Source organism: Pseudomonas acericola (SeqCode), assembly GCF_053456465.1.
Genome location: NZ_JBRFJB010000004.1, coordinates 423,011 through 446,369 on the forward strand (window position 1 = coordinate 423,011; position 23,359 = coordinate 446,369).

General features: G+C 61.0%; 22 protein-coding genes. 15 read left to right on the forward strand and 7 right to left on the reverse strand.

Going from position 1 to position 23,359, the window contains the following annotated elements; translation table 11 throughout:
- Nucleotides 1–95 precede the first annotated feature (95 nt).
- Both ACU688_RS18200 and ACU688_RS18205 read left to right on the forward strand, forming a co-directional pair.
- Nucleotides 96–728 carry a 2OG-Fe(II) oxygenase gene (locus ACU688_RS18200; RefSeq protein ID WP_448186032.1) on the forward strand — a complete coding sequence of 211 codons (633 nt, stop codon included), beginning with the start codon at nt 96–98 and terminating at the stop codon, nt 726–728.
- Nucleotides 729–730: 2 nt separating this feature from the next.
- Nucleotides 731–1,225, forward strand: a complete 495-nt coding sequence (locus ACU688_RS18205; RefSeq protein WP_448185831.1) for a 2-thiouracil desulfurase family protein — start codon at nt 731–733, stop codon at nt 1,223–1,225.
- Between the two features lie 101 nt (nt 1,226–1,326).
- Here the strand turns inward: ACU688_RS18205 and ACU688_RS18210 are convergent, their stop codons facing one another.
- Nucleotides 1,327–1,818: a transporter substrate-binding domain-containing protein gene (locus ACU688_RS18210; RefSeq protein WP_448185832.1), complete on the reverse strand. Its 492-nt coding sequence runs from the start codon at nt 1,816–1,818 to the stop codon at nt 1,327–1,329.
- 134 nt (nt 1,819–1,952) lie between these two features.
- Between ACU688_RS18210 and ACU688_RS18215 the strand changes: the two genes are divergently transcribed.
- A complete protein-coding gene (locus ACU688_RS18215) occupies nt 1,953–2,393 on the forward strand; it encodes a DUF4399 domain-containing protein (protein ID WP_448185833.1) in 441 nt (146 codons plus the stop codon).
- A gap of 64 nt (nt 2,394–2,457) precedes the next feature.
- Here the strand turns inward: ACU688_RS18215 and serA are convergent, their stop codons facing one another.
- Nucleotides 2,458–3,687 (reverse strand): phosphoglycerate dehydrogenase, encoded by a 1,230-nt coding sequence (serA, locus tag ACU688_RS18220; protein ID WP_017736698.1) that lies wholly within the window; start codon nt 3,685–3,687, stop codon nt 2,458–2,460.
- Between the two features lie 205 nt (nt 3,688–3,892).
- Between serA and ACU688_RS18225 the strand changes: the two genes are divergently transcribed.
- The 4 genes from ACU688_RS18225 to ACU688_RS18240 all read left to right on the forward strand — a co-directional run bounded on the left by ACU688_RS18225 (nt 3,893) and on the right by ACU688_RS18240 (nt 8,172).
- Nucleotides 3,893–5,287: an FAD-binding oxidoreductase gene (locus tag ACU688_RS18225; RefSeq protein ID WP_448185834.1), complete on the forward strand. Its 1,395-nt coding sequence runs from the start codon at nt 3,893–3,895 to the stop codon at nt 5,285–5,287.
- A gap of 22 nt (nt 5,288–5,309) precedes the next feature.
- A complete protein-coding gene (locus tag ACU688_RS18230) occupies nt 5,310–5,975 on the forward strand; it encodes a fumarylacetoacetate hydrolase family protein (RefSeq protein ID WP_448185835.1) in 666 nt (221 codons plus the stop codon).
- A gap of 243 nt (nt 5,976–6,218) precedes the next feature.
- Nucleotides 6,219–7,145 (forward strand): SdiA-regulated domain-containing protein, encoded by a 927-nt coding sequence (locus ACU688_RS18235; RefSeq protein WP_448185836.1) that lies wholly within the window; start codon nt 6,219–6,221, stop codon nt 7,143–7,145.
- Between the two features lie 118 nt (nt 7,146–7,263).
- Complete coding sequence (locus tag ACU688_RS18240; protein ID WP_448185837.1) at nt 7,264–8,172, forward strand: SdiA-regulated domain-containing protein; 909 nt, start codon at nt 7,264–7,266, stop codon at nt 8,170–8,172.
- Here the strand turns inward: ACU688_RS18240 and ACU688_RS18245 are convergent, their stop codons facing one another.
- Together ACU688_RS18245 and rpiA are read right to left on the reverse strand one after the other, a co-directional pair.
- Nucleotides 8,173–10,119: an autotransporter domain-containing protein gene (locus ACU688_RS18245; protein WP_448185838.1), complete on the reverse strand. Its 1,947-nt coding sequence runs from the start codon at nt 10,117–10,119 to the stop codon at nt 8,173–8,175.
- A 381-nt stretch (nt 10,120–10,500) separates the two neighbouring features.
- Nucleotides 10,501–11,172, reverse strand: a complete 672-nt coding sequence (rpiA, locus tag ACU688_RS18250; RefSeq protein ID WP_017736692.1) for a ribose-5-phosphate isomerase RpiA — start codon at nt 11,170–11,172, stop codon at nt 10,501–10,503.
- Between the two features lie 137 nt (nt 11,173–11,309).
- Between rpiA and ilvA the strand changes: the two genes are divergently transcribed.
- A complete protein-coding gene (gene ilvA, locus ACU688_RS18255; protein WP_124526808.1) occupies nt 11,310–12,824 on the forward strand; it encodes a threonine ammonia-lyase, biosynthetic in 1,515 nt (504 codons plus the stop codon).
- 41 nt (nt 12,825–12,865) lie between these two features.
- Nucleotides 12,866–13,279 (forward strand): DUF2269 family protein, encoded by a 414-nt coding sequence (locus ACU688_RS18260; RefSeq protein WP_448185839.1) that lies wholly within the window; start codon nt 12,866–12,868, stop codon nt 13,277–13,279.
- Nucleotides 13,280–13,391: 112 nt separating this feature from the next.
- Here ACU688_RS18260 and ACU688_RS18265 read toward each other — a convergent pair whose 3' ends face one another.
- Nucleotides 13,392–14,048, reverse strand: coding sequence for a histidinol-phosphatase (locus tag ACU688_RS18265; RefSeq protein WP_448185840.1), 657 nt, complete (start codon nt 14,046–14,048; stop codon nt 13,392–13,394).
- A gap of 143 nt (nt 14,049–14,191) precedes the next feature.
- Here ACU688_RS18265 and ACU688_RS18270 point away from each other — a divergent pair, with 143 nt between their 5' ends.
- Both ACU688_RS18270 and ptsP read left to right on the forward strand, forming a co-directional pair.
- Nucleotides 14,192–14,671 (forward strand): RNA pyrophosphohydrolase, encoded by a 480-nt coding sequence (locus tag ACU688_RS18270; protein ID WP_003176750.1) that lies wholly within the window; start codon nt 14,192–14,194, stop codon nt 14,669–14,671.
- Nucleotides 14,672–14,693: 22 nt separating this feature from the next.
- On the forward strand, nt 14,694–16,973 hold the full coding sequence (gene ptsP, locus ACU688_RS18275; protein ID WP_017736688.1) for a phosphoenolpyruvate--protein phosphotransferase: 2,280 nt from the start codon (nt 14,694–14,696) through the stop codon (nt 16,971–16,973).
- 112 nt (nt 16,974–17,085) lie between these two features.
- Here the strand turns inward: ptsP and ACU688_RS18280 are convergent, their stop codons facing one another.
- Nucleotides 17,086–17,832: an NRDE family protein gene (locus tag ACU688_RS18280; RefSeq protein WP_448185841.1), complete on the reverse strand. Its 747-nt coding sequence runs from the start codon at nt 17,830–17,832 to the stop codon at nt 17,086–17,088.
- A gap of 120 nt (nt 17,833–17,952) precedes the next feature.
- Between ACU688_RS18280 and ACU688_RS18285 the strand changes: the two genes are divergently transcribed.
- The 3 genes from ACU688_RS18285 to ACU688_RS18295 all read left to right on the forward strand — a co-directional run bounded on the left by ACU688_RS18285 (nt 17,953) and on the right by ACU688_RS18295 (nt 20,500).
- A complete protein-coding gene (locus ACU688_RS18285; protein WP_448185842.1) occupies nt 17,953–18,735 on the forward strand; it encodes a sulfite exporter TauE/SafE family protein in 783 nt (260 codons plus the stop codon).
- Nucleotides 18,736–18,799: 64 nt separating this feature from the next.
- Nucleotides 18,800–19,612 (forward strand): prolipoprotein diacylglyceryl transferase, encoded by an 813-nt coding sequence (lgt, locus tag ACU688_RS18290; RefSeq protein WP_124526802.1) that lies wholly within the window; start codon nt 18,800–18,802, stop codon nt 19,610–19,612.
- Between the two features lie 54 nt (nt 19,613–19,666).
- Nucleotides 19,667–20,500: a thymidylate synthase gene (locus ACU688_RS18295; protein ID WP_071485350.1), complete on the forward strand. Its 834-nt coding sequence runs from the start codon at nt 19,667–19,669 to the stop codon at nt 20,498–20,500.
- 80 nt (nt 20,501–20,580) lie between these two features.
- Here ACU688_RS18295 and cadR read toward each other — a convergent pair whose 3' ends face one another.
- Entirely contained in the window at nt 20,581–21,021 is a 441-nt protein-coding gene (gene cadR / locus ACU688_RS18300) for a Cd(II)/Pb(II)-responsive transcriptional regulator (protein ID WP_448185843.1), read from the reverse strand.
- 85 nt (nt 21,022–21,106) lie between these two features.
- Here cadR and ACU688_RS18305 point away from each other — a divergent pair, with 85 nt between their 5' ends.
- Nucleotides 21,107–23,359 (forward strand): heavy metal translocating P-type ATPase, encoded by a 2,253-nt coding sequence (locus ACU688_RS18305; RefSeq protein ID WP_448185844.1) that lies wholly within the window; start codon nt 21,107–21,109, stop codon nt 23,357–23,359.

Here is a 23,359-nt window from a genome sequence, read left to right on the forward strand (position 1 = left end):
GGGCGTAGGATTTGTCGAGAAGTCCTATCGGTCACCTGACTAAAGTGTATTCAGACGCTCGGCGGCTCTGTCGGATTCACAGGCGTATGGATACTATGCGCGCCATGCAAATACCCTTCGATCACCCGCTGTTGCAACGTATTGTCGACGACCTCGCCGAAAAGGGCTGGTCGCGGCAAGACGGCTTCCTGCCCCAGGCTCTGACCCTGGAACTGGCGGCTGAGTGCCGTAAACGTGCGGCCGAAGGTGAACTGGCCCCGGCGGCGGTAGGACGCGGGCCAGCCCAGGAGATTCGCGAGGGCATTCGCGGTGACCATATCCAGTGGCTGGAAGAAGGCGACGCGGCCGTCTGCGGCACCTATATGGCCGTGATGGACAGCCTGCGCCTGGCGATGAACCGCAGCCTGTTCCTCGGCCTGGAAGACTTCGAAAGCCACTTCGCGATGTACCCGCCGGGGGCGTTTTACCTCAAGCATCTGGACCGTTTTCGCGACGATGACCGGCGCATGGTCTCGGCGGTGATCTACCTGAACGACGCCTGGCTGCCCGAGCATGGCGGCCAGTTGCGCATGTACCTCAAGGGCGCCGTCGAATACGACGTGGTGCCCGCCGGCGGTTGCCTGGTGGTGTTCTTGTCCGGTGAGGTGCCCCACGAAGTCATGCCCGCCACCCGCGAACGCCTGTCCCTCACCGGCTGGTTCCGTCGGCGTGGCAACGAGCCGTTTTAAGCATGGAAAAGATACTGATCAGCCGCTGTTTGCTCGGGCACAAGGTGCGCTACGACGGTGGCGCCAGCGGGCCGTTCGATCAATTGGCGGCGTGGCAAGCCGAAGGGCGGGTGGTTGCGATCTGCCCGGAAGTGTCGGGCGGCTTGCCGACGCCGCGTCCGCCCGCCGAAATCCCAGGCGGGCAGGGTGTGGAGGTGTGGGAGGGGCGTGCGCAGGTACTGACGGCCGAGGGCGAGGATTTCAGCGCGGCCTTTCTCGACGGTGCACGGCAGGCGTTGGCGTTGGTGCAGCGGCATAACATCCGCATTGCTGTGCTCAAGGCGAATAGCCCGTCTTGTGGGAATTTGCTGACGTACGATGGCACCTTCTCTGGCGTGAAGGTGAGCGGCGAAGGCGTGACGGCGGCGTTGCTCAAGCGCCATGGGGTGCAAGTGTTCAGTGAACTGGAACTGCCCGAGGCGGCAGCGGCCTTGGCCCATCTTTCAGAAAATGTGTAGTTCAATGTGGGAGCTGGCTTGCCTGCGATAGCGGTGCATCAGTCCCACATCAGGTGCTGACCGACCGCTATCGCAGGCAAGCCAGCTCCCACCTTTAAATATCACTCGGCTTTGGTTGCGGGCTCGCCTTCAAGCCACTTCTGCGCCAACGCCTTCAACCGCCCATCCTCCTTCACCCGCTGCAACGCCTTGTCCAAACTTGCCTTGAACGCCGGGTTGCCCTTCTGGAATGGGATCGCCAGCGCCGGCTTCTCGTTGTACGCCTCACTGAAATCGAACCGATCCTGCAACAGGGCAGTCATAGCGATATGGTTGATGGCCACGTCGTACTTGCCGGTTTCCACCCCTGGCAGCAAGTCGGCGTCATCGGTGGTGATAAACGAGGGGCGTACGTCCATTTCCTTGGCCAGTTGCTCACCCAGTTCCACTTCAAAGCCGGTGAGTTTGTCGCCTTCCTTGAAGTTGAACGGCGGGGTGTTGGCTTCAAGGGCGATACGCAGTTCGCCACGGTCAAATACGTCATCGACCAGTTCGGCGTGAGCCAAGGGGCTCATCAGGGGAAGCACAAGTAACAGGCCAGGCGAAAAGCGCATGGTCACTCCTAGAGAATTTTTATGTGCGAGGCGCCGTTCAGCATCGCTTTGCTATGGTGTTGAGTGCCTTGGACAGCAATTTGTCGCGAAGTTGTCATAACCCTACAGATTTCACCGAAAAACTGGAGAAGCGAATGAAAGCCCTTTTGTCCCGTGCAACGATTGCCAGCCTGCTGCTGGGTGCCTCGATGTTGGCCAGCGCCGCAGACCTGCCGCGTACCCCAGCGCCTGCAGGTGCCGAAGTGTTTATCGTCTCGCCTAAAGACGGCGCGACCGTCGACAAGACCTTCACCGTCAAATTCGGCGTCAAGGGTCTGGACCTGGAGCCCATCGACAAGCAAGTGCATGGCGCGGGTCACCATCACCTGCTGGTAGATCGCGACGTGCAGTCGCTCAAGGCCGATGAGCCGATTCCGGCCGATGCCACCTCGATCCACTTCGGCAAGGCCCAAACCGAAACCGAACTGACCCTCACCCCAGGCAAGCACACCCTGCAACTGGTGGCAGGCGATAACGTGCACCGCCAGTTCGAGCCTACTGTAGCCTCGAAAGTGATCACGGTTAACGTTAAGTAAGATTTGTTCAGATGCAAAAAAGGGAGCCCCGAGGGGCTCCCTTTTTGTTGGTGCGGTTGAAACCTTAGAACAACACGCGGCTACGAATCGTGCCTTTGATGTGCTGCAGCTTCTCTTGCGCCAGGTCCGAGTACTCGGCGTCGACGTCGATGACCACGTAGCCGACCTTCTCGTTGGTCTGTAGGAACTGACCGGAGATGTTGATGCCGTTTTCCGCGAAGACCTTGTTGATCTCCATCATCACGCCAGGGATGTTCTGGTGGATGTGCAGCAGACGGTGCTTGCCAGGGTGAGCCGGCAGGGCCACTTCCGGGAAGTTCACCGACGATACCGAGGTACCGTTGTCGCTGTACTTGACCAGTTTTTCCGACACTTCCAGGCCGATGTTGGCTTGGGCTTCGGCAGTGGAACCGCCGATGTGCGGGGTCAGGATCACGTTGTCCAGGCCACGCAGCGGGCTTTCGAAGATGTCGTCGTTGGAGCGTGGCTCCACCGGGAACACGTCGATTGCCGCGCCGATCAGGTGCTTGTCCTTGATCGCGTCGGCCAGGGCGTCCAGCTCGACCACGGTGCCGCGTGCAGCGTTGATCAGGATGCCGCCTTTCTTGATGGCGCGGATTTCCTTCTCGCCGATCATCCACTGGGTCTCAGCGGTTTCCGGGACGTGCAGGGTGACGATGTCGGACATGCCGAGCAGCTCGGTCAGGCTGGCCACTTGGGTGGCGTTGCCCAATGGCAGCTTGGTCAGGGTGTCGTAGAAGAACACCTGCATGCCGAGGCCTTCAGCCAGGACCGACAACTGCGTGCCGATCGAACCGTAACCGACGATACCCAGCTTCTTGCCGCGGATTTCGAAGGAGTTGGCTGCGCTTTTGATCCAGCCGCCACGGTGGCAGGAAGCGTTCTTCTCAGGAATGCCGCGCAACAGCAGGATCGCCTCGGCCAGCACCAGCTCCGCAACGGAACGGGTGTTGGAGTACGGTGCGTTGAACACCGCGATGCCGCGCTCGCGCGCTGCGTTGAGGTCGACCTGGTTGGTGCCGATGCAGAAACAGCCGACTGCCACGAGTTTCTTGGCGTGATCGAAGATTTCTTCGGTCAGCTGAGTGCGGGAGCGAATGCCGATGAAGTGCGCGTCGGCGATCTTTTCCTTGAGTTGGGCTTCCGGCAGAGAACTGGTGATGTACTCAATGCTGGTGTACCCGGCGGCTTTCAGAACGTCGACAGCCGATGGGTGGACGCCTTCCAGAAGAAGGAACTTGATCTTGCTCTTATCGAGAGAAGTCTTGCTCATCTGCGTAAACCTGTATCCCGGAGAAAAATGGCAGGGAATCGAGCAGCACAAGCTGACCCGGACGGCAGGAAAGCCGTCACCGCAGAAACGCCCTTGGGCTCTGTCCTGCGGGGGCGGTATGCTAGCATACGCGCCCCGCTAAACACCTATTCCTGCGACGTGAAGCGTTCTCAGGATGACCATGAATTGTTCGAGAGTTCTGTCGATGACCCATCCTGCCCTGATTGATGAGCTGAAGACCCTGGTTGAGCCTGGCAAAGTGCTGACCGATGCAGACTCCCTGGAGGCTTACGGCAAGGATTGGACCAAGCACTTCGCACCCGCGCCGACCGCCATTGTCTTCCCCAAGACCATCGAGCAGGTCCAGGCCATTGTGCGTTGGGCCAATGAACACAAGGTGGCACTGGTGCCATCTGGTGGCCGTACCGGCCTGTCCGCCGCCGCCGTGGCCGCTAATGGCGAAGTGGTCGTGTCGTTCGACTATATGAACCAGATCCTCGACGTGAACCTCACCGACCGCACCGCCGTGTGCCAGCCGGGCGTGGTCACCAAGCAATTGCAGAACGTCGCCGAAGAAAACGGCCTGTACTACCCGGTGGACTTCGCGTCGTCCGGTTCCAGCCAGATTGGCGGCAATATCGGCACCAATGCCGGCGGGATCAAGGTGATTCGCTACGGCATGACCCGCAACTGGGTGGCCGGCATGAAGGTCGTCACCGGCAAGGGCGACGTGCTGGAGCTGAACCGCGACCTGATCAAGAACGCCACCGGCTACGACATGCGCCAGCTGTTTATCGGCGCCGAAGGCACCCTGGGTTTTGTGGTGGAAGCCACTATGCGCCTGGACCGTGCGCCGAAAAACCTCACCGCGATGGTCCTCGGCACAACCGACTTCGACTCGATCATGCCGGTGCTGCATGCGTTCCAGAACAAACTCGACCTGACTGCCTTTGAGTTCTTCTCCGACAAGGCCCTGGCCAAAGTCCTCGGCCGTGGCGACGTGCCGGCGCCGTTCGAAACCGAGTGCCCGTTCTACGCCCTGCTGGAATTCGAAGCCACCACTGAAGAAGTCGCCAACCACGCGCTGGAAACCTTCGAACACTGCGTGGAGCAGGGCTGGGTGCTGGACGGCGTGATGAGCCAGAGCGAAACCCAACTGCACAACCTGTGGAAACTGCGCGAGTACATCTCCGAGACCATTTCCCACTGGACCCCGTACAAAAACGATATCTCGGTCACTGTGTCGAAAGTGCCGGCGTTCTTGAAGGAAATCGACGCGATCGTCGGCGAACACTACCCGGACTTCGAAATCGTCTGGTTCGGCCACATCGGCGACGGCAACCTGCACCTGAACATCCTCAAGCCAGAAACCCTGAGCAAGGACGAGTTCTTCGCCAAGTGCGCCACCGTGAACAAGTGGGTGTTTGAAACCGTCGAGAAGTACAACGGTTCGATCTCCGCCGAACACGGCGTGGGCATGACCAAGCGCGATTACCTGACCTACAGCCGTTCGCCGGTTGAAATCGAGTACATGAAAGCCGTCAAAGCCGTGTTCGACCCGAACGGGATCATGAACCCTGGCAAGATCTTCGCTGTTTAATTGCCCCTGAAGGAGTCGTTCCATGAGCTACCAGCACAAGTATGTCGACGGCACCAACATCCACTTTCCGGTGGGCAAAGTGGTGTGCATCGGGCGTAACTACGCCGAACATGCCAAGGAACTGGACAACCCGGTGCCTACCGAGCCTTTGCTGTTCATCAAGCCAGGCAGTTGCGTGGTGGCGTTGGAAGGTGGTTTTGCCATCCCTACCGAACGCGGTTCGGTGCATTACGAAGCGGAAATCGCGGTACTGATCGGCAAGCCGTTGTCGACCAAACCAAGCCGTGAAGAAGTGCTGGACGCCATCTCCGGCTTCGCCCCGGCGCTGGACCTGACCCTGCGCGACAAGCAAGCCGAGCTGAAAGCCAAGGGCCTGCCGTGGGAAATCGCCAAGTCCTTTGACGGCGCGGCAGTGATCGCACCGTTCGTGGTCGGCAGCACCTTCCCGGACGTGACCGACATCGGCATTCGTCTGACCATCAACGGCGAAGTGCGCCAGGACGGCAACAGCGCGATCATGCTCAACCCGATCGTGCCGATGATCCAGTACATGGCCGGCTGCTTCTCGCTGCAAGCGGGCGACGTGATCCTCACCGGCACCCCGGCCGGCGTGGGCCCGTTGAATGTGGGCGATGAGCTGGTGCTGGAGTTGTCGGGTGTGAATCGCTTCGAAAGCCAGGTTTGCTGACGAAACGCGGTTAAAAATGTGGGAGCGGGCTTGCCCGCGATGGCGGTCTATCAGTTACAGATGTGTTATCTGATCCACCGCTATCGCGGGCAAGCCCGCTCCCACATTAGTTCTCCATGTCTTTGTAATCTCCTTTTCTTTGCATTTTTTTCACACCCCATCCGGATAATCCTCAGCCTCTTGCGCGCGGGCTTCCCGATCCTGTGCTATCACCTAACGCTGACTTTCCGGAATAAGCGCCCCATGGCCGTGACCCTGCCCAGCAGTACCTCCAAGCCGCGTTCGCGTTTCGCCCTGCGCTGGTATTCCTGGCTGCTATTGGCCGGCGTGATTGCCTACGGCGTAGCCTGGGCCATGCACTGGGACGATCGTGGTGTGCTGTGGGTGCTGGAACGCTTTGAAACCCCCGCCGAACGCCAACAGAGTGTGTGGCTGCCGGACTATCACGCGGTGATCGATGGCAAGCTGTTGCCGGGGATGGAAAAGGATGAGGCTTCGGACGTCTCCTACAATCCGCAAAGCAAAACCCTGTTTTCCGTCATGGGCAAAAACCCGTTTCTGGTCGAGTTGAGCCTGCAAGGCGACGTGCTGCGCAAAATGCCGTTGAACGGCTGGAGCAACCCGGAGGGCGTGACCGTCCTGGAAAACGGCCTGATCGCCGTGGTCGATGAGCGCGAACACAGCCTGACCATCGTCAAGCTCGATGCCAGCACCACCCAACTGAACAAGGCCGGCTTCCCGAGCTATGACCTGGGCCCGTCGAAGAACCAGAACAAAGCCTTTGAAGGCGTCACCTGGGACAAGCGCAACCAACAGATCGTGCTGGGCGAAGAACGTCCACCGGCGCTGTTCACCTGGAAAAGCGACGGCAGCCAGACCCTGGTGGGCGACAAGCAAAAGTTGACCAGCACCGAACTGGACATGCGCAACCTGTCGGCCCTGGCGGTGGACCCGCGCACCGGGCACCTGCTGGTGCTGTCGGCCGATTCCCATCTGCTGCTGGAACTGGATGAAAAGGGCGAGCAAGTCAGCTTCATGACCTTGCTGGGCGGTTTCAACGGCCTCAAGGACACCATTCCAAGGGCGGAAGGCGTGACCATGGACGAAGACGGCAACTTGTACATGGTCAGTGAGCCGAACCTGTTTTATCGCTTCGAAAAACAGAAGTAGCACCGGTTACGTCAGATAGTTCTCTAAGAACGGCGTTCGCCAGACAGCGGGGCGTGTTTAAGTTTAAATTCAGACGGGCGTGATATTCATGCGCCACTTTTGACTTTGAGCACGCCCGATGCGCCGACTTGTCCGCCCCAAACCCATTCTTTTCATGCTTGCGCTGATCGCCCTGATTAGCGTCGGGGTGGTTGCACAACACTTTCGCCTGTTCGAACGCGCCTGGTTCAACCTTCAGGCGTGGCGCCAGCCTGTCGGCGAGGCCTCCATTGGCCTGGCCGATTACCGCGTAGTCCTTGAAGCCCAGGTCATCGAAGGCCTCGACAGCGACGTGTCGGCCCTGACCTTCGACCCGGTGCGCAAAAGCCTGTTTACCGTCACCAATAAAAACCCCGAGCTGATCGAGCTGTCGCTGGACGGCAAGATCCTGCGGCGCATTGCCCTGGTGGGCTTTGGCGATGCCGAGGCGGTCGAGTTCATCAGCGAAGGCATCTATGTGATCAGCGATGAGCGCCAGCAGCGGCTGATAAAGGTGCATGTGAACGACGACACGGAGTACCTCGACGCTGCAGACGCCGAGCAAATGACCCTGGGCCTGCACGTGGGCGGCAACAAGGGCTTTGAAGGCCTGGCCTACGACTCGGTGGGCAAGCGCCTGTTCGTGGCCAAGGAGCGCGACCCGATGCTGATCTACGAGATCCACGGGTTTCCCCATTTCAAACCGGCAAAAACCTACTCGGTGCACGTGGTCAACAACCCCAAGCGTGATGCCGGGTTGTTTGTGCGTGACCTGTCGAGCCTGCAATACGATGAGCGCAGCGGCCATCTGCTGGCGCTGTCGGATGAGTCGTTCCTGGTGCTGGAACTGGATATCGACGGTCGCCCGTTGAGCAGTTTGTCGCTGCTCAACGGGCGCCATGGCCTGAAAAAACGCGTGCCTCAGGCCGAAGGGATCGCCATGGACGATGACGGTACGCTGTACCTGACCAGTGAGCCGAACCTGTTCTACGTGTTCAAGAAGCCCTGATCAGAACATCCATTGCACCCCCAGCGAGTAGCCGGTCTGGCTGCCCTCGCTGTGGCCCAAGCGGCCGTTGACCTCGGCAAACACCCCCAACTGCGGGGTGATCGCCAATTGGCTACCGACTTGCGCGCGACCAAAACTCTTATCCGCTGAACCCAGCTTTGCGGTGCGCGCCTGGCCGTCGGCGCGGGCGGTCAGTTGCAGGTCGTCCAGGCGGCCGTCGCCCAGTTCCTTGACCCAGGCGATGTCGCCGTAAGGTATCAGGCTCAGGCCGTAGGGCAGGGCGACAGCGCCGCGCACACGCCAGCCGAGGCTGGCTTCCAGGGAGTCGAAAGACTGTTCCTCGTACGTCAGGGCTGTGCGCAGGTCCTGCTTTTCGCGGAATTTATCGATACGCGAGTGGCTGTAGTCCAGGCCCGCAAAAGGCCCGCTCTTGATCGCGCCGAAGTCAAAGTCGTAGCCGCCGAGCACGCGCGCGCCCAGGGTCAGGGCGTCGGTGCTGCCGGTCAATTGCTGGTTGAGCAGGATCGGCCCGCCATTCGCCTGGATCAGCAGGTTGCGCTTGGACTCGAAGCGGCTGTGGCCGATGCTCAGGTCGCCGGCCAGCCAGCTCGGGCCGCCATCGTTGAGCAGGGCGTAGGCCGCCGCTTGCCAGGTGTCGCTGTCGAGTTTGCCGCGATGCTCAAGCTTGTCGCGGCCGTTGAGGTAGCTGAGGCTGGCGCCGATGTTCAGGCTGGAGGTCAGTTGATAGTCGCCCAGCGCATGCAGCCCCACGCGTCGCGCTTCGGGGTTGGGGGCGTTGTCGAAGCCGCTGTCCGGGTTGTATTCGCCGTCCACGCCGATCTCGCCATCAAAGCTGCCGACTTCGCGGCTGGCCGACTGCAAGGTCAGCCAGCGCCGGTCATGCAGGCGCACCATGGCCTGGTGCTGGCGTTGCAGGTTGTCCTGCATATTGCGTGCGACGGCGCCGCCGGAGGCGGTGGAGGCCATCAGGTCGGCGTTGGTCAATTCCAGCACGAGGCGGCTGAGCAGGCGCGAATAGTCGCGCAGGCGCTGGTCGATGCGCGCCTGGCCGAAGGCGTCGGTGAGCACGGCCTTGTTGTCTTCGGCGGGGTCGTGCCAGGTCGAGCCACCGGGGATTTTCGGGTTGTCGGTCTGGGTGTAGCCGTCGAGGTCGCCCAGTTCCCAGTTGGTGGCTTCTATATAAAGAATCGGGATGTTCAGCGGCTCGAAGGGCTCGCCATCGCTGCAACAGCCGGTGCCTTTAGGGTATTGCGGGTCCAGTCCTGGGTTGGTGAACAGCGGAATGTTCAATTCCTTGGCGATCTGGAAGGTGTGCTCACGCAACGACGCCAAGGCCGGGTTGGCGGTGCTGTTCTGGCCAGCATGGGCGTACATCATGTCGCCGGTGATCAGGCTGTCGAGGTTGATCATCGCCAGCATGTTCGCGCGCTGGCTGGCGCTCAGCGAGGCAACAAAGGCCCGGGACCCGCGCAAGCCTTCCTCTTCGGCGCCAAATCCGACGATCTGCAACCCGTTTTCCAGTTGCAGGCCGCCGAGGTTCTTCGCCACTTCCGTCAGCACGCTGGCGCCGGAGCCGTTGTCGTCCAGGCCTTGCAGGGTCGGGCGGCCGAAGAAGGTGTCGAAGTGTGCGCCAATCACCACGTACTGCGGTTTGGTGCCGGCGGCGTAGGCCACCACGTTTTGCGAAGCGCGACTGCCGCTGTTCCAGGTGAAGTCTTGGCGACTGATGCTGTAGGCCGTGCCCATCTGGCTCTGCATCCAATCGGCGGCCCCGGCGAAGTTGGCCGTGCCGCGATAACGTCCGGGGTAGTCGTTGATGAGTTTTTCCAGGGTGGTGTTGGCGTGTTCGCCGTAGTCGTAGGCCAGGAGGTGGGTCGGCAACAGGGCGCAGGCCGCGCTGATAGCAAGGGCTAGGGGCTTTATCACAAGGTCTTCCTTGAGGTGATGGGGATTTTCAAGCCGAGACCCTTTGCACAATGTGCGCCTCATTCCCTGGGCGATTGTGATGTGGCGCATTGTTAAACGGGCGAGTCGCCTGGCTGTAATTTGTAACGGATTTGATACCAGTGGCGGTGTTGAGTGTCGTGACTTGGCGCACGATTTTGGCGAGGGGTGCTGCGAAAAGTAGCGTTTTTGTTACACAGAGCTTTTGGACAATGGAAACAAATGTGGGAGCTGGACTTTGTGGGAGCTGGCTTGCCTGCGATAGCATCACCTCGGTTCTACTGATACACCGAGTTGTTTGCATCGCAGGCAAGCCAGCTCCCACACAAGCCAGCTCCCACACTCCCAGCGAGGCAGTGAGCCTTAGGCCTTGAGGGTTTTCACGCCTTCAGCAGTGCCCAGCAGCAACACGTCAGCCGGACGCGCAGCGAACAAACCGTTGGTGACCACGCCGACGATGGCATTGATCTGGGTTTCCAGCTCCACCGGGTTGGTGATCTGCATGTTGAACACGTCGAGGATGATGTTGCCGTTATCGGTCAACACGCCTTCGCGGTACACCGGGTCGCCGCCCAGTTTCACCAGTTCGCGGGCCACGTGGCTGCGGGCCATCGGGATCACTTCCACCGGCAGCGGGAAGGCGCCGAGGACCGGCACCAGCTTGCTGGCGTCGGCGATGCAGATAAAGGTCTTGGCCACGGCCGCGACGATCTTCTCGCGGGTCAGGGCTGCGCCGCCGCCTTTGATCAGGTTCAGGTGCGCGTCGCTTTCATCGGCGCCGTCGACGTAGAACTCCAGGTCGCTCACGGTGTTGAGCTCATACACCGGAATGCCATGGCCCTTGAGGCGTGCGGCGGTGGCTTCGGAGCTGGCCACGGCGCCGTCGAACGCGCCTTTGTGCTGGGCCAATGCGTCGATGAAGCAGTTGGCGGTGGAGCCGGTGCCGACACCGACGATGCTTTTATCGTCGAGTTTGGGAAGGATTAAATCGACGGCGGCCTGGGCCACTGCCTGTTTGAGTTGATCCTGGGTCATGCGGGCTCCGGAACGGGCGGGGAGTAAAGAGGGGCGCGAGTATAACCCAACAAAACCTCGGGATTCGTGTGGTCGCCCGGCCAAAAGCCGGGTTAGACTCCTTGGCCCTGCCAAACCGTGAAAGTAGATGCCCGCCGATGCTTGAACAGTACGTCAAAAAGATCCTCACCTCGCGCGTTTACGACGTTGCCGTAGAAACTCCCTTGCAGACCGCCCGTCAGCTCTCCGAGCGGCTGGGCAATACGGTCTGGCTCAAGCGTGAAGACTTGCAGCCGGTATTCTCGTTCAAGATTCGCGGCGCCTATAACAAGCTGACGCAATTGACGGCTGAAGAGCGCGCGCGTGGCGTGGTCACGGCCTCGGCGGGCAACCATGCCCAGGGCCTGGCCCTGGCGGCCAAGGTGCTGGGGGTGAAAGCCACCATCGTGATGCCCAAGACCACCCCGGAGATCAAGGTCGAAGGCGTGCGCTCCCGTGGCGGCAAAGTGGTGCTGCACGGTGATTCCTTCCCGGAAGCCCTGGCCTACTCGCTGAAACTGGTCGACGAAAAAGGCTACGTCTACATTCACCCCTACGATGATCCGCACACCATTGCCGGGCAGGGCACCGTGGCAATGGAAATCCTGCGCCAGCATCCGGGGCCTTTGGACGCGATTTTTGTCCCGGTGGGCGGCGGCGGGCTGATCGCCGGGATCGCGGCGTACGTGAAATACCTGCGCCCGGAGATCAAGATCATCGGCGTCGAGCCGGACGACTCCAACTGCCTGCAAGCCGCCATGGCCGCGGGTGAGCGCGTGGTGCTGCCAACGGTGGGGATCTTTGCCGACGGCGTGGCGGTGGCGCAGATCGGCCAGCACACGTTTGATATCTGCAAAGACTATGTCGACGAAGTGATCACCGTGAGCACCGATGAAATCTGTGCGGCGATCAAGGACATCTACGACGACACCCGTTCCATCACCGAGCCTGCGGGCGCGCTGGGCGTGGCGGGCATCAAGAAATACGTGGAAACCCGTGGCGTGACCGGGCAGACCCTGGTGGCCATCGACTCCGGCGCCAACGTCAACTTCGACCGCCTGCGCCATGTGGCCGAGCGCGCCGAGCTGGGTGAAGGTCGCGAAGCGATCATCGCCGTGACCATTCCCGAGAAACCCGGCAGCTTCAAGGCGTTCTGCGAGGCCGTGGGCAAGCGCCAGATCACCGAATTCAACTACCGCTTCCACTCCGGCAGCGAGGCGCACATCTTTGTCGGCGTGCAGACCCATCCCGACACCGACCCACGCAGCGCACTCATCGCCAGCCTGACCGGGCAGGGTTTTCCGGTGCTGGACCTGACCGAAAACGAGCTGGCCAAGTTGCACATCCGCCATATGGTCGGTGGCCATGCGGCGCACGTCAGCAATGAAGTGGTGTTTCGCTTCGAATTCCCGGAACGCCCGGGGGCCTTGTTCAACTTTCTTAACAAATTAGGCGGGCGCTGGAACATCTCGATGTTCCACTATCGCAACCACGGCGCAGCTGACGGCCGTGTGGTTGCTGGCCTACAAGTGCCGGCGAACGAGCGTCACCTGGTACCGGCAGCCCTGGAAGCCATCGGCTACCCGTACTGGGATGAAAGCGATAACCCGGCCTACAAACTGTTCCTCGGTTGAGCGACTACGCTGATTGGGGCGGCCTTTAAGGAATACGAGAGATGGAAACCCTGATCACCCTGAAAGTTATCCACATCGCGGCGACGGTGTTGCTGCTGCTCAGCGGCCTGGGCCTGGCGCTGCTGGCCTGGCGCAAACGCAGCACCGGCCCGGCGGTCACCGTGCAGCGCCCGTGGGTGTTTGTGTGGTTGTTGATGGGGGTTTGCGTAGTCAGCATGCCGTTTACCGGCTGGTGGCTGGTGCATTTGATTGGCTGGCCGCTGGGGCAGACGTGGATTCTGGGTTCCAGCATCCTCTACACCGTGGCGGCGTTGGCGTGGTTCTGGCTGGTGGCGCGGCTTAATCGCCTGCGTAAAGGCGAGGGCGGTAGCCTTAATTTCACCCTGGTGCTGGCGGTGGTCAGCCTGGTGGGGTTTGTGGCGATTGCGGGGTTGATGGGGGCCAAGCCGGTTTAGGGCTCAAGACCGAGTCGTCTGCATCGCAGGCAAGCCAGCTCCCACACTTGACCGAGCTCCAACAGGAGAATGAGGTCAAAATGTGGGAGCTGGCTTGCCTGCGATGGGGCCTTCAGCTACGCAGCGTAATCACCGGCCACCCCCGCTTCTGCGCCTCAGCCCGCAAATTCGGGTCCGGATCCACCGCCACCGCATGCGTCACCTGCTCCAGCAGCGGCAAGTCATTCATCGAATCGCTATAGAAATAGCTGTCTTCCAGGCTAAACCCAGTCTCTGCCAACCAACGATTCAAACGCGTCACCTTGCCCTCACGGAAGCACGGCACATCCGTGCTGCGCCCGGTGTAGCGGCCGTTTTCCATCTCGCACTCGGTGGCGATCAGGGTTTCTACGCCCAGGCGTGCGGCAATCGGCGCGGTGACGAAACGGTTGGTGGCGGTGATGATCACCAGCGTGTCGCCGGCGGCGCGGTGCTTGGCCAGCAGTTCCACGGCGCGGGGCAGCATCAGCGGTTCGATGCAGTCGCGCATGAAATCGCGGTGCCATTCGTCGAGTTGGGCCATGTCGGTACGGCCGAGGATTTCCAGGCTGAAGTTCAGGTAAGCGGCGTTGTCCAGCTTGCCGGCCAGGTAGTCCTGGTAGAACTCGTCGTTGCGGGCCTTGTAGGCGATTGGGTCGAGAATCCCACGTTCACAGAGGTAATCGCCCCACGCGTGATCGCTGTCACCGCCGAGAAGGGTGTTGTCCAAGTCGAATAAAGCCAGGCGCATTGCAGTTACTCGCTGAAAAGTCTGTAAAAAGGCGTCCAGAATACGGTCTTTTCACAAGAGTGCACATAAGGTAAGAAGCCTCGTTGCCGCTGCAACAACCTTTGTGGAACAATGCGGCGACATGCGTTTGCGAGGTTGTTGCCGTGATCGACCCCGATGGTTTCCGTCCTAATGTCGGGATTATTCTTACGAATGATGCCGGACAGGTGCTATGGGCTCGCCGAATCAACCAAGATGCCTGGCAGTTTCCTCAAGGCGGAATCAACCCCGATGAAACCCCTGAAGACGCCTTGTACCGTGAGTTGAACGAAGAAGTCGGCCTTGAGCGCGAAGATGTACAGATTCTGGCCTGTACCCGTGGCTGGTTGCGTTATCGTTTACCGCAACGCCTGGTGCGTACCCACAGCCAACCGCTGTGTATCGGCCAGAAGCAGAAATGGTTTCTCCTGCGCCTGATCTCCAACGAGCAGCGGGTGCGGATGGATTTGACCGGTAAACCGGAGTTCGATGGCTGGCGCTGGGTCAGCTATTGGTACCCGTTGGGCCAGGTGGTGACATTCAAGCGCGAGGTTTATCGTCGCGCTCTCAAAGAGCTTGCCCCGCGCCTTTTAGCGCGCGACTGACGACGGAGTTCGACCCCGAGCCATGCTCAATACGCTGCGCAAGATCGTCCAGGAAGTTAACTCCGCCAAGGATCTCAAGGCGGCGTTGGGGATTATTGTGTTGCGCGTCAAGGAAGCCATGGGCAGCCAGGTCTGCTCGGTTTACCTGCTGGACCCCGAGACCAACCGTTTTGTGCTGATGGCCACCGAGGGCTTGAACAAGCGCTCCATCGGCAAGGTCAGCATGGCGCCCAATGAAGGTCTGGTGGGCTTGGTGGGGACGCGTGAAGAACCCCTGAACCTCGAAAACGCGGCCGATCACCCGCGTTACCGCTACTTTGCCGAAACCGGTGAAGAGCGTTACGCCTCGTTCCTCGGTGCGCCGATCATTCACCACCGCCGCGTCGTCGGCGTGTTGGTCATCCAGCAGAAAGAACGCCGCCAGTTCGACGAAGGTGAAGAAGCCTTCCTCGTAACCATGAGCGCGCAGCTCGCAGGCGTTATCGCCCACGCCGAGGCCACCGGTTCGATCCGTGGCCTGGGGCGCGAGGGCAAGGGCATCCAGGAAGCCAAGTTCGTCGGCGTACCCGGTTCGCCAGGCGCTGCGGTCGGTACGGCGGTGGTCATGTTGCCGCCGGCGGACCTGGATGTGGTGCCGGACAAGACCGTCAAAGACATCGACGCCGAAATCAAACTGTTCAAGACCGCCCTCGAAGGCGTGCGTGCCGACATGCGCAACCTGTCGAACAAGCTGGCCACCCAGCTGCGCCCCGAAGAGCGCGCGCTGTTCGACGTGTACCAGATGATGCTCGACGACGCGTCCCTGGGTAACGAAGTCAAGACCGTGATCAAGACCGGCCAGTGGGCCCAGGGCGCCTTGCGCCAAGTGGTTACCGATCACGTCAACCGCTTCGAAATGATGGACGACGACTACCTGCGCGAGCGCGCCTCGGATGTGCGCGACCTGGGTCGCCGCCTGTTGGCCTACTTGCAGGAAGACCGCACCACCAACATGGTCTTCCCCGACAACACCATCCTGGTCAGTGAAGAACTCACGGCCACCCAGCTCGGTGAGGTGCCGGAAGGCAAGCTGGTGGGCCTGGTCTCGGTATTGGGTTCGGGCAACTCCCACGTGGCGATCCTGGCCCGGGCCATGGGCATACCGACGGTGATGGGCCTGGTGGACCTGCCGTACGCCAAGGTCGATGGCATCGATATGATCGTCGATGGCCATCGCGGCGAAGTCTTTACCAACCCCAGCGACGTGCTGCGCAAGCAATACGCCGAAGTGGTGGAAGAAGAGAAACAACTGGCACTGGGCCTGGATTCATTGCGCGAACTGCCGTGCGTGACCACCGACGGCCATCGCGTGCCGCTGCTGGTCAACACCGGCCTGCTGGCCGATGTAGCCCGCGCGCAACAGCGTGGCGCCGAAGGGGTGGGCCTGTACCGCACCGAAGTGCCGTTCATGATCAACCAGCGTTTCCCGAGCGAGAAGGAGCAGCTGGCGATTTATCGCGAGCAATTGCAGGCCTTCCACCCGTTGCCGGTGACCATGCGCAGCCTGGATATCGGCGGCGACAAGTCACTGTCATATTTCCCGATCAAGGAAGACAACCCCTTCCTCGGCTGGCGCGGCATCCGCGTAACGCTCGACCACCCTGAAATTTTCCTCGTACAAACCCGTGCCATGCTCAAGGCCAGCGAAGGCCTGAACAACCTGCGCATCCTGCTGCCGATGATCTCCGGCACCCATGAGCTGGAAGAGGCGCTGCACCTCATTCACCGCGCCTGGGGCGAAGTGCGCGACGAAGGCGCCGACGTACCGATGCCGCCGATTGGCGTGATGATCGAAATCCCCGCGGCGGTGTACCAGGCCAAAGAGCTGGCACGCCAGGTGGACTTCCTGTCGGTGGGCTCCAACGACCTGACCCAATACCTGCTGGCCGTAGACCGCAACAACCCACGGGTCGCCGACCTCTACGACTACCTGCACCCGGCGGTGCTGCAAGCGCTGCAACATGTGGTGCGCGACGCCCATGCCGAAGGCAAGCCGGTGAGCATCTGCGGTGAAATGGCCGGCGACCCGGCGGCGGCGGTGCTGTTGATGGCGATGGGCTTTGACAGCCTGTCGATGAACGCCACCAACTTGCCAAAGGTGAAGTGGATGCTGCGCCAAGTGGATCTGGGGATGGCCAAGGATTTGTTGGCGGAGTTGATGACCATCGACAACCCGCAAGTTATCCACAGCTCGTTGCAGTTGGCGTTGAAGAACCTGGGGCTGACGCGGATGATCAACCCTGCTTCGGCCAAAACCCTCTAGACCGCCATCGCAGCGATGCGGCGACCCGACAAGCCAGCTCCCACATTTTGATTTGTGAACCCATTCAAGTGTGGGAGCTGGCTTGCCTGCGATAGCGCCAGCCCAAACACCGCTAAATCCTCAGTTCAACCTCACCCAGCCGCCCACCATGCGGCCCAAAACTACGCTCCACCATCCTGCGCGACCCATCCGCATTCACAATCAACGCCGTACTCGCCCGCGTCCCATAGCTGGGGCTGGCAATAAACACACTGGATAACAGACTCTCCGTCGCCAACCCCACGCCGGTATCCGGCAAGTCTGCAAACGGTGCCGTCAGCGGGTCACTCAACATCTCCAGCAACGCCTCCGGCCGTGGGTCATCCAGCAGCGCACTCAACGCCGCCTTGGCCTTGAGCAGCTTGGGCCACGGCGTATCCAGCCCGGCGTTGGACAATCCATACACCCCAGCCTGCAATCGCGTCGGCTCGGTGTGATTGGCGTTGTAGTGCCACAACTCATCCCGCGTGCCCACCAACAGGTTAAACCCGGCATATTCAATCGAACGGCCGTTAACGTCGGCTAAATAGTCGTCAATCGGCAGAGTTCCATTGAGAAAGCGCGCCACCAACTCCCCTCGGGACTTGCGGGCTGGCGGCTGGTGCGGGTCGCGGATGTTGGTCAGGGCGGCAAAGCGCGCATCGGCATTCACCCCCAGCCAGGTACCGCCGGCTTCCTGATCACGGCCGGCGTAGACCTCGGGCGCATCCGGCCACTGGGCCAGTGGCAAGCTGGGGCGGGCGTAGAACTCATCACGGTTGGCCGCGACGATCAGCGGCTGGGCATGCCCCGGCCGCCAGGCGAAAACAATCAGGCACATCAGGCGATCCCTTTTGTGTTTTTTGCCACTCTACGCACTCAAGCAGCGGCGTTCCATCGTCACCAGTTGGGTCGCATGCCTTCCATCCGTTAACATGCCGGACTTGTTTGGGGGGCTCCCATGGAATTTTTGCTGTATTTGGCGCTGGGCGCCTGTGCAGGCGTACTCGCCGGGCTGTTTGGCGTGGGCGGCGGCATCATCATTGTGCCGGTGCTGGTGTTCAGCTTCACCATGCAGGGCTTCGACCCGCAGGTGCTGACCCACCTGGCCGTGGGCACGTCCCTGGCGACCATCATCTTCACCTCGATCAATGCCGTGCGTGAGCACCACCGGCGTGGTGCGGTGCGTTGGCCGATCTTTGTGTGGATGACCGTGGGCATCCTGATCGGCGCCGGTTTCGGCGCGCTGACCGCCGAGGCGATCTCCGGCCCGCACTTGCAGAAGGTTATCGGTGTGTTTGCCCTGGTGATCGCCCTGCAACTGGCCCTGGAGGTCAAGCCCAAGGCCAGCCGCACGGTGCCCGGCAAGGTCGGCTTGACCCTGGCCGGCACGGTGATCGGCTGGGCTTCGGCGATTTTCGGGATTGGCGGCGGTTCGCTGACCGTGCCGTTTTTGACCTGGCGCAGCGTGCCGATGCAGCAGGCGGTGGCCACTTCATCGGCGTGCGGCCTGCCGATCGCCCTGGCAAGTGCATTAAGTTTCATGATTCTGGGCTGGCATGACCCGCTGCTGCCCGCTCATAGTCTAGGGTTCGTGTATTTGCCGGCGCTGCTGGGCATTGCCCTGACCAGCATGGTGTTTGCCCGCTTCGGCGCGCGCCTGGCGCACAAGTTGTCGCCGCGTTTGCTCAAGCGGTTGTTCGCCGCTTTGCTGTTTTGCGTCGGTTTGAATTTTTTGCTGTAACGCAGGCTTAATCGCAGCCCGGCATGGTCCGGGCGCTATAACGAATGATTAACGAGGAGTCGCAATGCTGCCTTACCCGCAGATCGACCCGGTGGCCCTGGCCATCGGTCCGCTGAAAATCCACTGGTACGGGTTGATGTACCTGATCGGCATCGGCGGCGCCTGGCTGCTGGCCTCTCGGCGCCTGAACCGTTTCGACCCGACCTGGACCAAGGAGAAACTCTCCGACATGGTCTTCTGGCTGTCGATGGGGGTGATCGTCGGCGGGCGACTCGGTTATGTGTTGTTCTACGATCTGTCGGCGTACATCGCCAATCCAACGCTGATCTTCGAAGTGTGGAAGGGCGGCATGGCGTTCCACGGTGGGTTTATCGGCGTGATGATCGCCGCCTGGTGGTTCGGCCGTCGCAACGGCAAGTCGTTCTTCCAACTGATGGACTTCGTCGCGCCGCTGGTGCCGATCGGCCTGGGCGCCGGGCGCATCGGTAACTTCATCAACGCCGAGTTGTGGGGCAAGCCGACCGACGTGCCATGGGCGATGGTATTCCCACCGTTCAGCGACCCGGCGCAACTGCCGCGCCATCCGTCGCAGCTCTATCAGTTTGCGTTGGAAGGTGTGGCGCTGTTCCTTATCCTCTACATTTTCTCGCGCAAGCCACGCCCAACCATGGCCGTGTCGGGCATGTTCGCGTTGTTCTACGGGATCTTCCGTTTCATCGTCGAATTCGTCCGCGTGCCGGATGCACAGTTGGGTTACCTGGCGTGGGGCTGGGTGACCATGGGGCAGATTCTCAGCATTCCGATGATCCTCGCCGGCCTCGGCCTGCTGTGGTGGGCATACAACCGTCCACAGCCGCTGAAAAACGCGACGCTTTAAATTCGAATGCCGATGCTGTCGAGCAGCCTCGGCTTCAACGATACGGGAACTCAAATGAAGCAATATCTCGAACTACTGAACGACGTCGTGACCAATGGCCTGACCAAGGGCGACCGCACCGGCACCGGCACCAAGGCCGTGTTCGCCCGTCAGTATCGGCATAACTTGGCCGACGGCTTCCCGCTGTTGACCACCAAGAAGCTTCACTTCAAAAGCATCGCCAACGAACTGATCTGGATGTTGAGCGGCAACACCAACATCAAGTGGCTGAACGAAAACGGCGTGAAGATCTGGGACGAATGGGCCACCGAAGACGGTGACCTCGGCCCGGTGTACGGCGAGCAGTGGACCGCCTGGCCCACCAAGGACGGCGGCAAGATCAACCAGATCGACTACATGGTCGAGACGTTGAAGACCAACCCCAACAGCCGCCGCATCCTGTTCCACGGTTGGAACGTCGAGTACCTGCCCGACGAAACCAAGAGCCCCCAGGAAAACGCGCGCAACGGCAAACAAGCGCTGCCGCCGTGCCATCTGCTGTACCAGGCCTTCGTGCATGACGGTCACCTGTCGATGCAGTTGTACATCCGCAGTTCCGACGTGTTCCTCGGCCTGCCGTACAACACCGCTGCCCTGGCGCTGCTCACCCATATGCTGGCCCAGCAGTGCGACCTGATCCCCCACGAGATCATCGTCACCACCGGCGACACCCACGCGTACAGCAACCATATGGAACAGATCCAAACCCAGCTGGCGCGTACGCCGAAGAAACTGCCGGAGTTGGTGATCAAGCGTAAGCCGGCGTCGATCTATGACTACAAGTTCGAAGATTTCGAGATTGTGGGTTACGACGCCGATCCAAGCATCAAGGCTGACGTCGCCATCTAAAAGGTTGCCTCGGTCCTAAGCCGTAAACTGTGGGAGCTGGCAAACCAGCTCCCACAGTTTGATTAGGTTTTCACCCCAGGTTAGTGGCCGTGGCTTCTGCCCACATGGGAAGGCTCCGCTTCACTGGCCTGCACACTGCCGCTGACCTCCAGCCGCTGCAAAATCCCGCACTGCTCCCCGCCGCCGCAACGCTGACGCAAGTCCAGCAACTGTTCCTGCAACGCCAGCAACCCATCGATCCGCGCTTTCACATGGTGGATATGCTCGTCGATCAACGCATTCACGCTTTCGCACTGGTCCTGCGGGCTGTCGCGCAGCCCCAGCAAGCTGCGGATTTCTTCCAGGGTCATGTCCAAACTACGGCAGTTGCGGATAAAGACCAGCCGCTCGGTGTGCGCCTGGGTGTACACGCGGTAATTGGCGTCGGTGCGTGCCGGAGGCGGCAGCAGGCCTTCCTTCTCGTAATAACGGATGGTTTCCACCGGGCAGTCGGTCAGTTTCGCCAGTTCGCCGATCTTCATCGCAGCAATCTCCAAATGGGTGCTTGACCCTATAGTGGCTACAGGGTCTTTACTTGGCAACAGGCACCTCTACGGACGCGACAGAATGAGCGATTCCATCCACACCCCGCACAAACACGACCACGATCACGATCACGATCACGGCGAGAAAAAACTCACGCCTGTGCATAACCACGGTGGTTCCTGCTGTTCCGGCAGCCCGGCCCCGGCCAAGGTGACGCTCAACGAAGCGCCCACCGCCGGCTCGCGCCTGAGCACGTTCCGCATCGAAGCCATGGATTGCCCCACCGAGCAGACGCTGATCCAGAACAAACTGGGTAAGCTCGCCGGTGTGCAGCAGCTGGAATTCAACCTGATCAACCGCATCCTTGGCGTTACCCACGACCTGCCGAGCACCGCGCCGATCATCGACGCGATCAAAGCCATCGGCATGCAGGCCGATCCTATCGAAGAGGGTACCCCGGCTGCCGCGCCGCCGGCGAAGAAACACTGGTGGCCGCTGGCGTTGTCCGGCGTGGGCGCGTTGGGTGCCGAAGTGCTGCACTTCACAAACGCCGCGCCGACGTGGGTGATTGCGCTGGTGGCGCTGGTGTCGATCCTCAGCGGCGGTCTCACCACCTATAAAAAGGGCTGGATTGCCCTGAAAAACCTCAACCTGAACATCAATGCGCTGATGAGCATCGCCGTCACCGGCGCGGTGCTGATTGGTCAGTGGCCGGAAGCCGCCATGGTGATGTTCCTGTTCACTGTTGCCGAGTTGATCGAAGCCAAGTCCCTGGACCGTGCGCGCAACGCCATCAGCGGTTTGATGCAGATGACCCCGGAACAGGCCACGGTGCAGCAGGCGGACGGTTCGTGGGCTGAACAAGAGGTCAAAAGCATTGAACTTGGCGCCATCGTGCGGGTAAAGCCCGGCGAGCGCATTGGCCTGGACGGTGAAGTCACCGCTGGCCAGTCCACCATCGACCAGGCGCCGATCACCGGTGAAAGCCTGCCGATTGAAAAGACCGTGGGCGATAAAGTCTTCGCCGGCACCATCAACCAGGCGGGTTCGCTGGAGTACAAAGTCACCGCAGCGGCCAACAATTCCACCCTGGCGCGCATCATCCACGCCGTGGAACAGGCCCAAGGCGCCCGCGCGCCGACCCAGCGCTTTGTCGACAGTTTTTCGAAGATCTATACCCCGGCAGTGTTCCTGTTTGCCCTCGGTGTGGCGCTGATTCCGCCACTGTTCATGGCCGGCGCGTGGTTCGACTGGATCTACCGCGCCCTCGTGCTGCTGGTGGTCGCCTGCCCGTGCGCGCTGGTGATCTCCACCCCGGTGACCATCGTCAGCGGCCTCGCAGCGGCGGCGCGCAAAGGCATCCTGATCAAGGGCGGCGTGTACCTGGAGGGCGGTTACAAGCTCGACTACCTGGCCCTCGACAAGACCGGCACCATCACCCACGGCAAGCCGGTGCAAACCGATTACCTGGCGTTGTTCCCCAACGTCGAAGACAGCGCGCCAGCCCTGGCCGCCAGTTTGGCCGGGCGCTCCGACCACCCGGTGTCCCTGGCCATCGCCAACGCGGCTGTGGATAAAAACCTGCCGAGCCACGTTGTGGATAACTTTGAGGCCCTGGCCGGTCGCGGTGTGCGCGGTGATATCAACGGCGAAACCTACCACCTGGGCAACCATCGCCTGGTGGAGGACCTCGGCCTGTGCTCGCCGGCGCTGGAAGAGAAACTCTTCGCCCTGGAAAAACAAGGCAAGTCCGTGGTGCTGTTGCTCGACAAGTCCGGCCCGTTGGCGCTGTTCGCCGTGGCCGACACGGTCAAGGACAGCAGCCGCGAAGCCATCCAGCAATTACACGAACTGGGTATCAAGACCCTGATGCTCACCGGCGATAACACCCACACGGCCCAGGCGATTGGTGCCCAGGTCGGCATCGACCAGGCCCGTGGCGACCTGCTGCCCACCGATAAACTGCAAGCCATCGAAGCCCTCTACGGCCAAGGCCATCGCGTCGGCATGGTCGGCGACGGCATCAACGACGCCCCGGCCCTGGCCCGTGCCGAGATCGGTTTTGCCATGGCCGCAGCGGGCACCGACACCGCCATCGAGACCGCCGACGTGGCGCTGATGGACGATGATTTGCGCAAGATCCCGGCATTCATTCGGCTCTCCAGGCAAACGTCGAGTATCCTCAAGCAGAACATCGCCTTGGCGCTGGTGATCAAGGCGATCTTCCTCGCCGTCACCTTCCTGGGCATGGCCACCATGTGGATGGCGGTGTTCGCCGACATGGGCGTGAGCCTGCTGGTGGTGTTCAATGGCCTGCGCCTGCTGCGCAAATGA

Bases quoted from the DNA above. Each gene is read 5' to 3' on its own strand.
- ACU688_RS18295 (WP_071485350.1), top strand. From the start codon at position 19,667: ATGAAGCAATATCTCGAACTACTGAACGACGTCGTGACCAATGGCCTG.
- ACU688_RS18215 (WP_448185833.1), top strand. From the start codon at position 1,953: ATGAAAGCCCTTTTGTCCCGTGCAACGATTGCCAGCCTGCTGCTGGGT.
- ACU688_RS18280 (WP_448185841.1), bottom strand. From the start codon at position 17,832: ATGTGCCTGATTGTTTTCGCCTGGCGGCCGGGGCATGCCCAGCCGCTG.
- ilvA (WP_124526808.1), top strand. From the start codon at position 11,310: ATGCTTGAACAGTACGTCAAAAAGATCCTCACCTCGCGCGTTTACGAC.
- rpiA (WP_017736692.1), bottom strand. From the start codon at position 11,172: ATGACCCAGGATCAACTCAAACAGGCAGTGGCCCAGGCCGCCGTCGAT.
- ACU688_RS18200 (WP_448186032.1), top strand. From the start codon at position 96: ATGCGCGCCATGCAAATACCCTTCGATCACCCGCTGTTGCAACGTATT.
- ACU688_RS18305 (WP_448185844.1), top strand. From the start codon at position 21,107: ATGAGCGATTCCATCCACACCCCGCACAAACACGACCACGATCACGAT.
- ACU688_RS18260 (WP_448185839.1), top strand. From the start codon at position 12,866: ATGGAAACCCTGATCACCCTGAAAGTTATCCACATCGCGGCGACGGTG.
- ACU688_RS18235 (WP_448185836.1), top strand. From the start codon at position 6,219: ATGGCCGTGACCCTGCCCAGCAGTACCTCCAAGCCGCGTTCGCGTTTC.
- ACU688_RS18205 (WP_448185831.1), top strand. From the start codon at position 731: ATGGAAAAGATACTGATCAGCCGCTGTTTGCTCGGGCACAAGGTGCGC.
- ACU688_RS18240 (WP_448185837.1), top strand. From the start codon at position 7,264: ATGCGCCGACTTGTCCGCCCCAAACCCATTCTTTTCATGCTTGCGCTG.
- ACU688_RS18285 (WP_448185842.1), top strand. From the start codon at position 17,953: ATGGAATTTTTGCTGTATTTGGCGCTGGGCGCCTGTGCAGGCGTACTC.
- ACU688_RS18225 (WP_448185834.1), top strand. From the start codon at position 3,893: ATGACCCATCCTGCCCTGATTGATGAGCTGAAGACCCTGGTTGAGCCT.
- lgt (WP_124526802.1), top strand. From the start codon at position 18,800: ATGCTGCCTTACCCGCAGATCGACCCGGTGGCCCTGGCCATCGGTCCG.
- cadR (WP_448185843.1), bottom strand. From the start codon at position 21,021: ATGAAGATCGGCGAACTGGCGAAACTGACCGACTGCCCGGTGGAAACC.
- ACU688_RS18210 (WP_448185832.1), bottom strand. From the start codon at position 1,818: ATGCGCTTTTCGCCTGGCCTGTTACTTGTGCTTCCCCTGATGAGCCCC.
- ACU688_RS18230 (WP_448185835.1), top strand. From the start codon at position 5,310: ATGAGCTACCAGCACAAGTATGTCGACGGCACCAACATCCACTTTCCG.
- ptsP (WP_017736688.1), top strand. From the start codon at position 14,694: ATGCTCAATACGCTGCGCAAGATCGTCCAGGAAGTTAACTCCGCCAAG.
- ACU688_RS18265 (WP_448185840.1), bottom strand. From the start codon at position 14,048: ATGCGCCTGGCTTTATTCGACTTGGACAACACCCTTCTCGGCGGTGAC.
- serA (WP_017736698.1), bottom strand. From the start codon at position 3,687: ATGAGCAAGACTTCTCTCGATAAGAGCAAGATCAAGTTCCTTCTTCTG.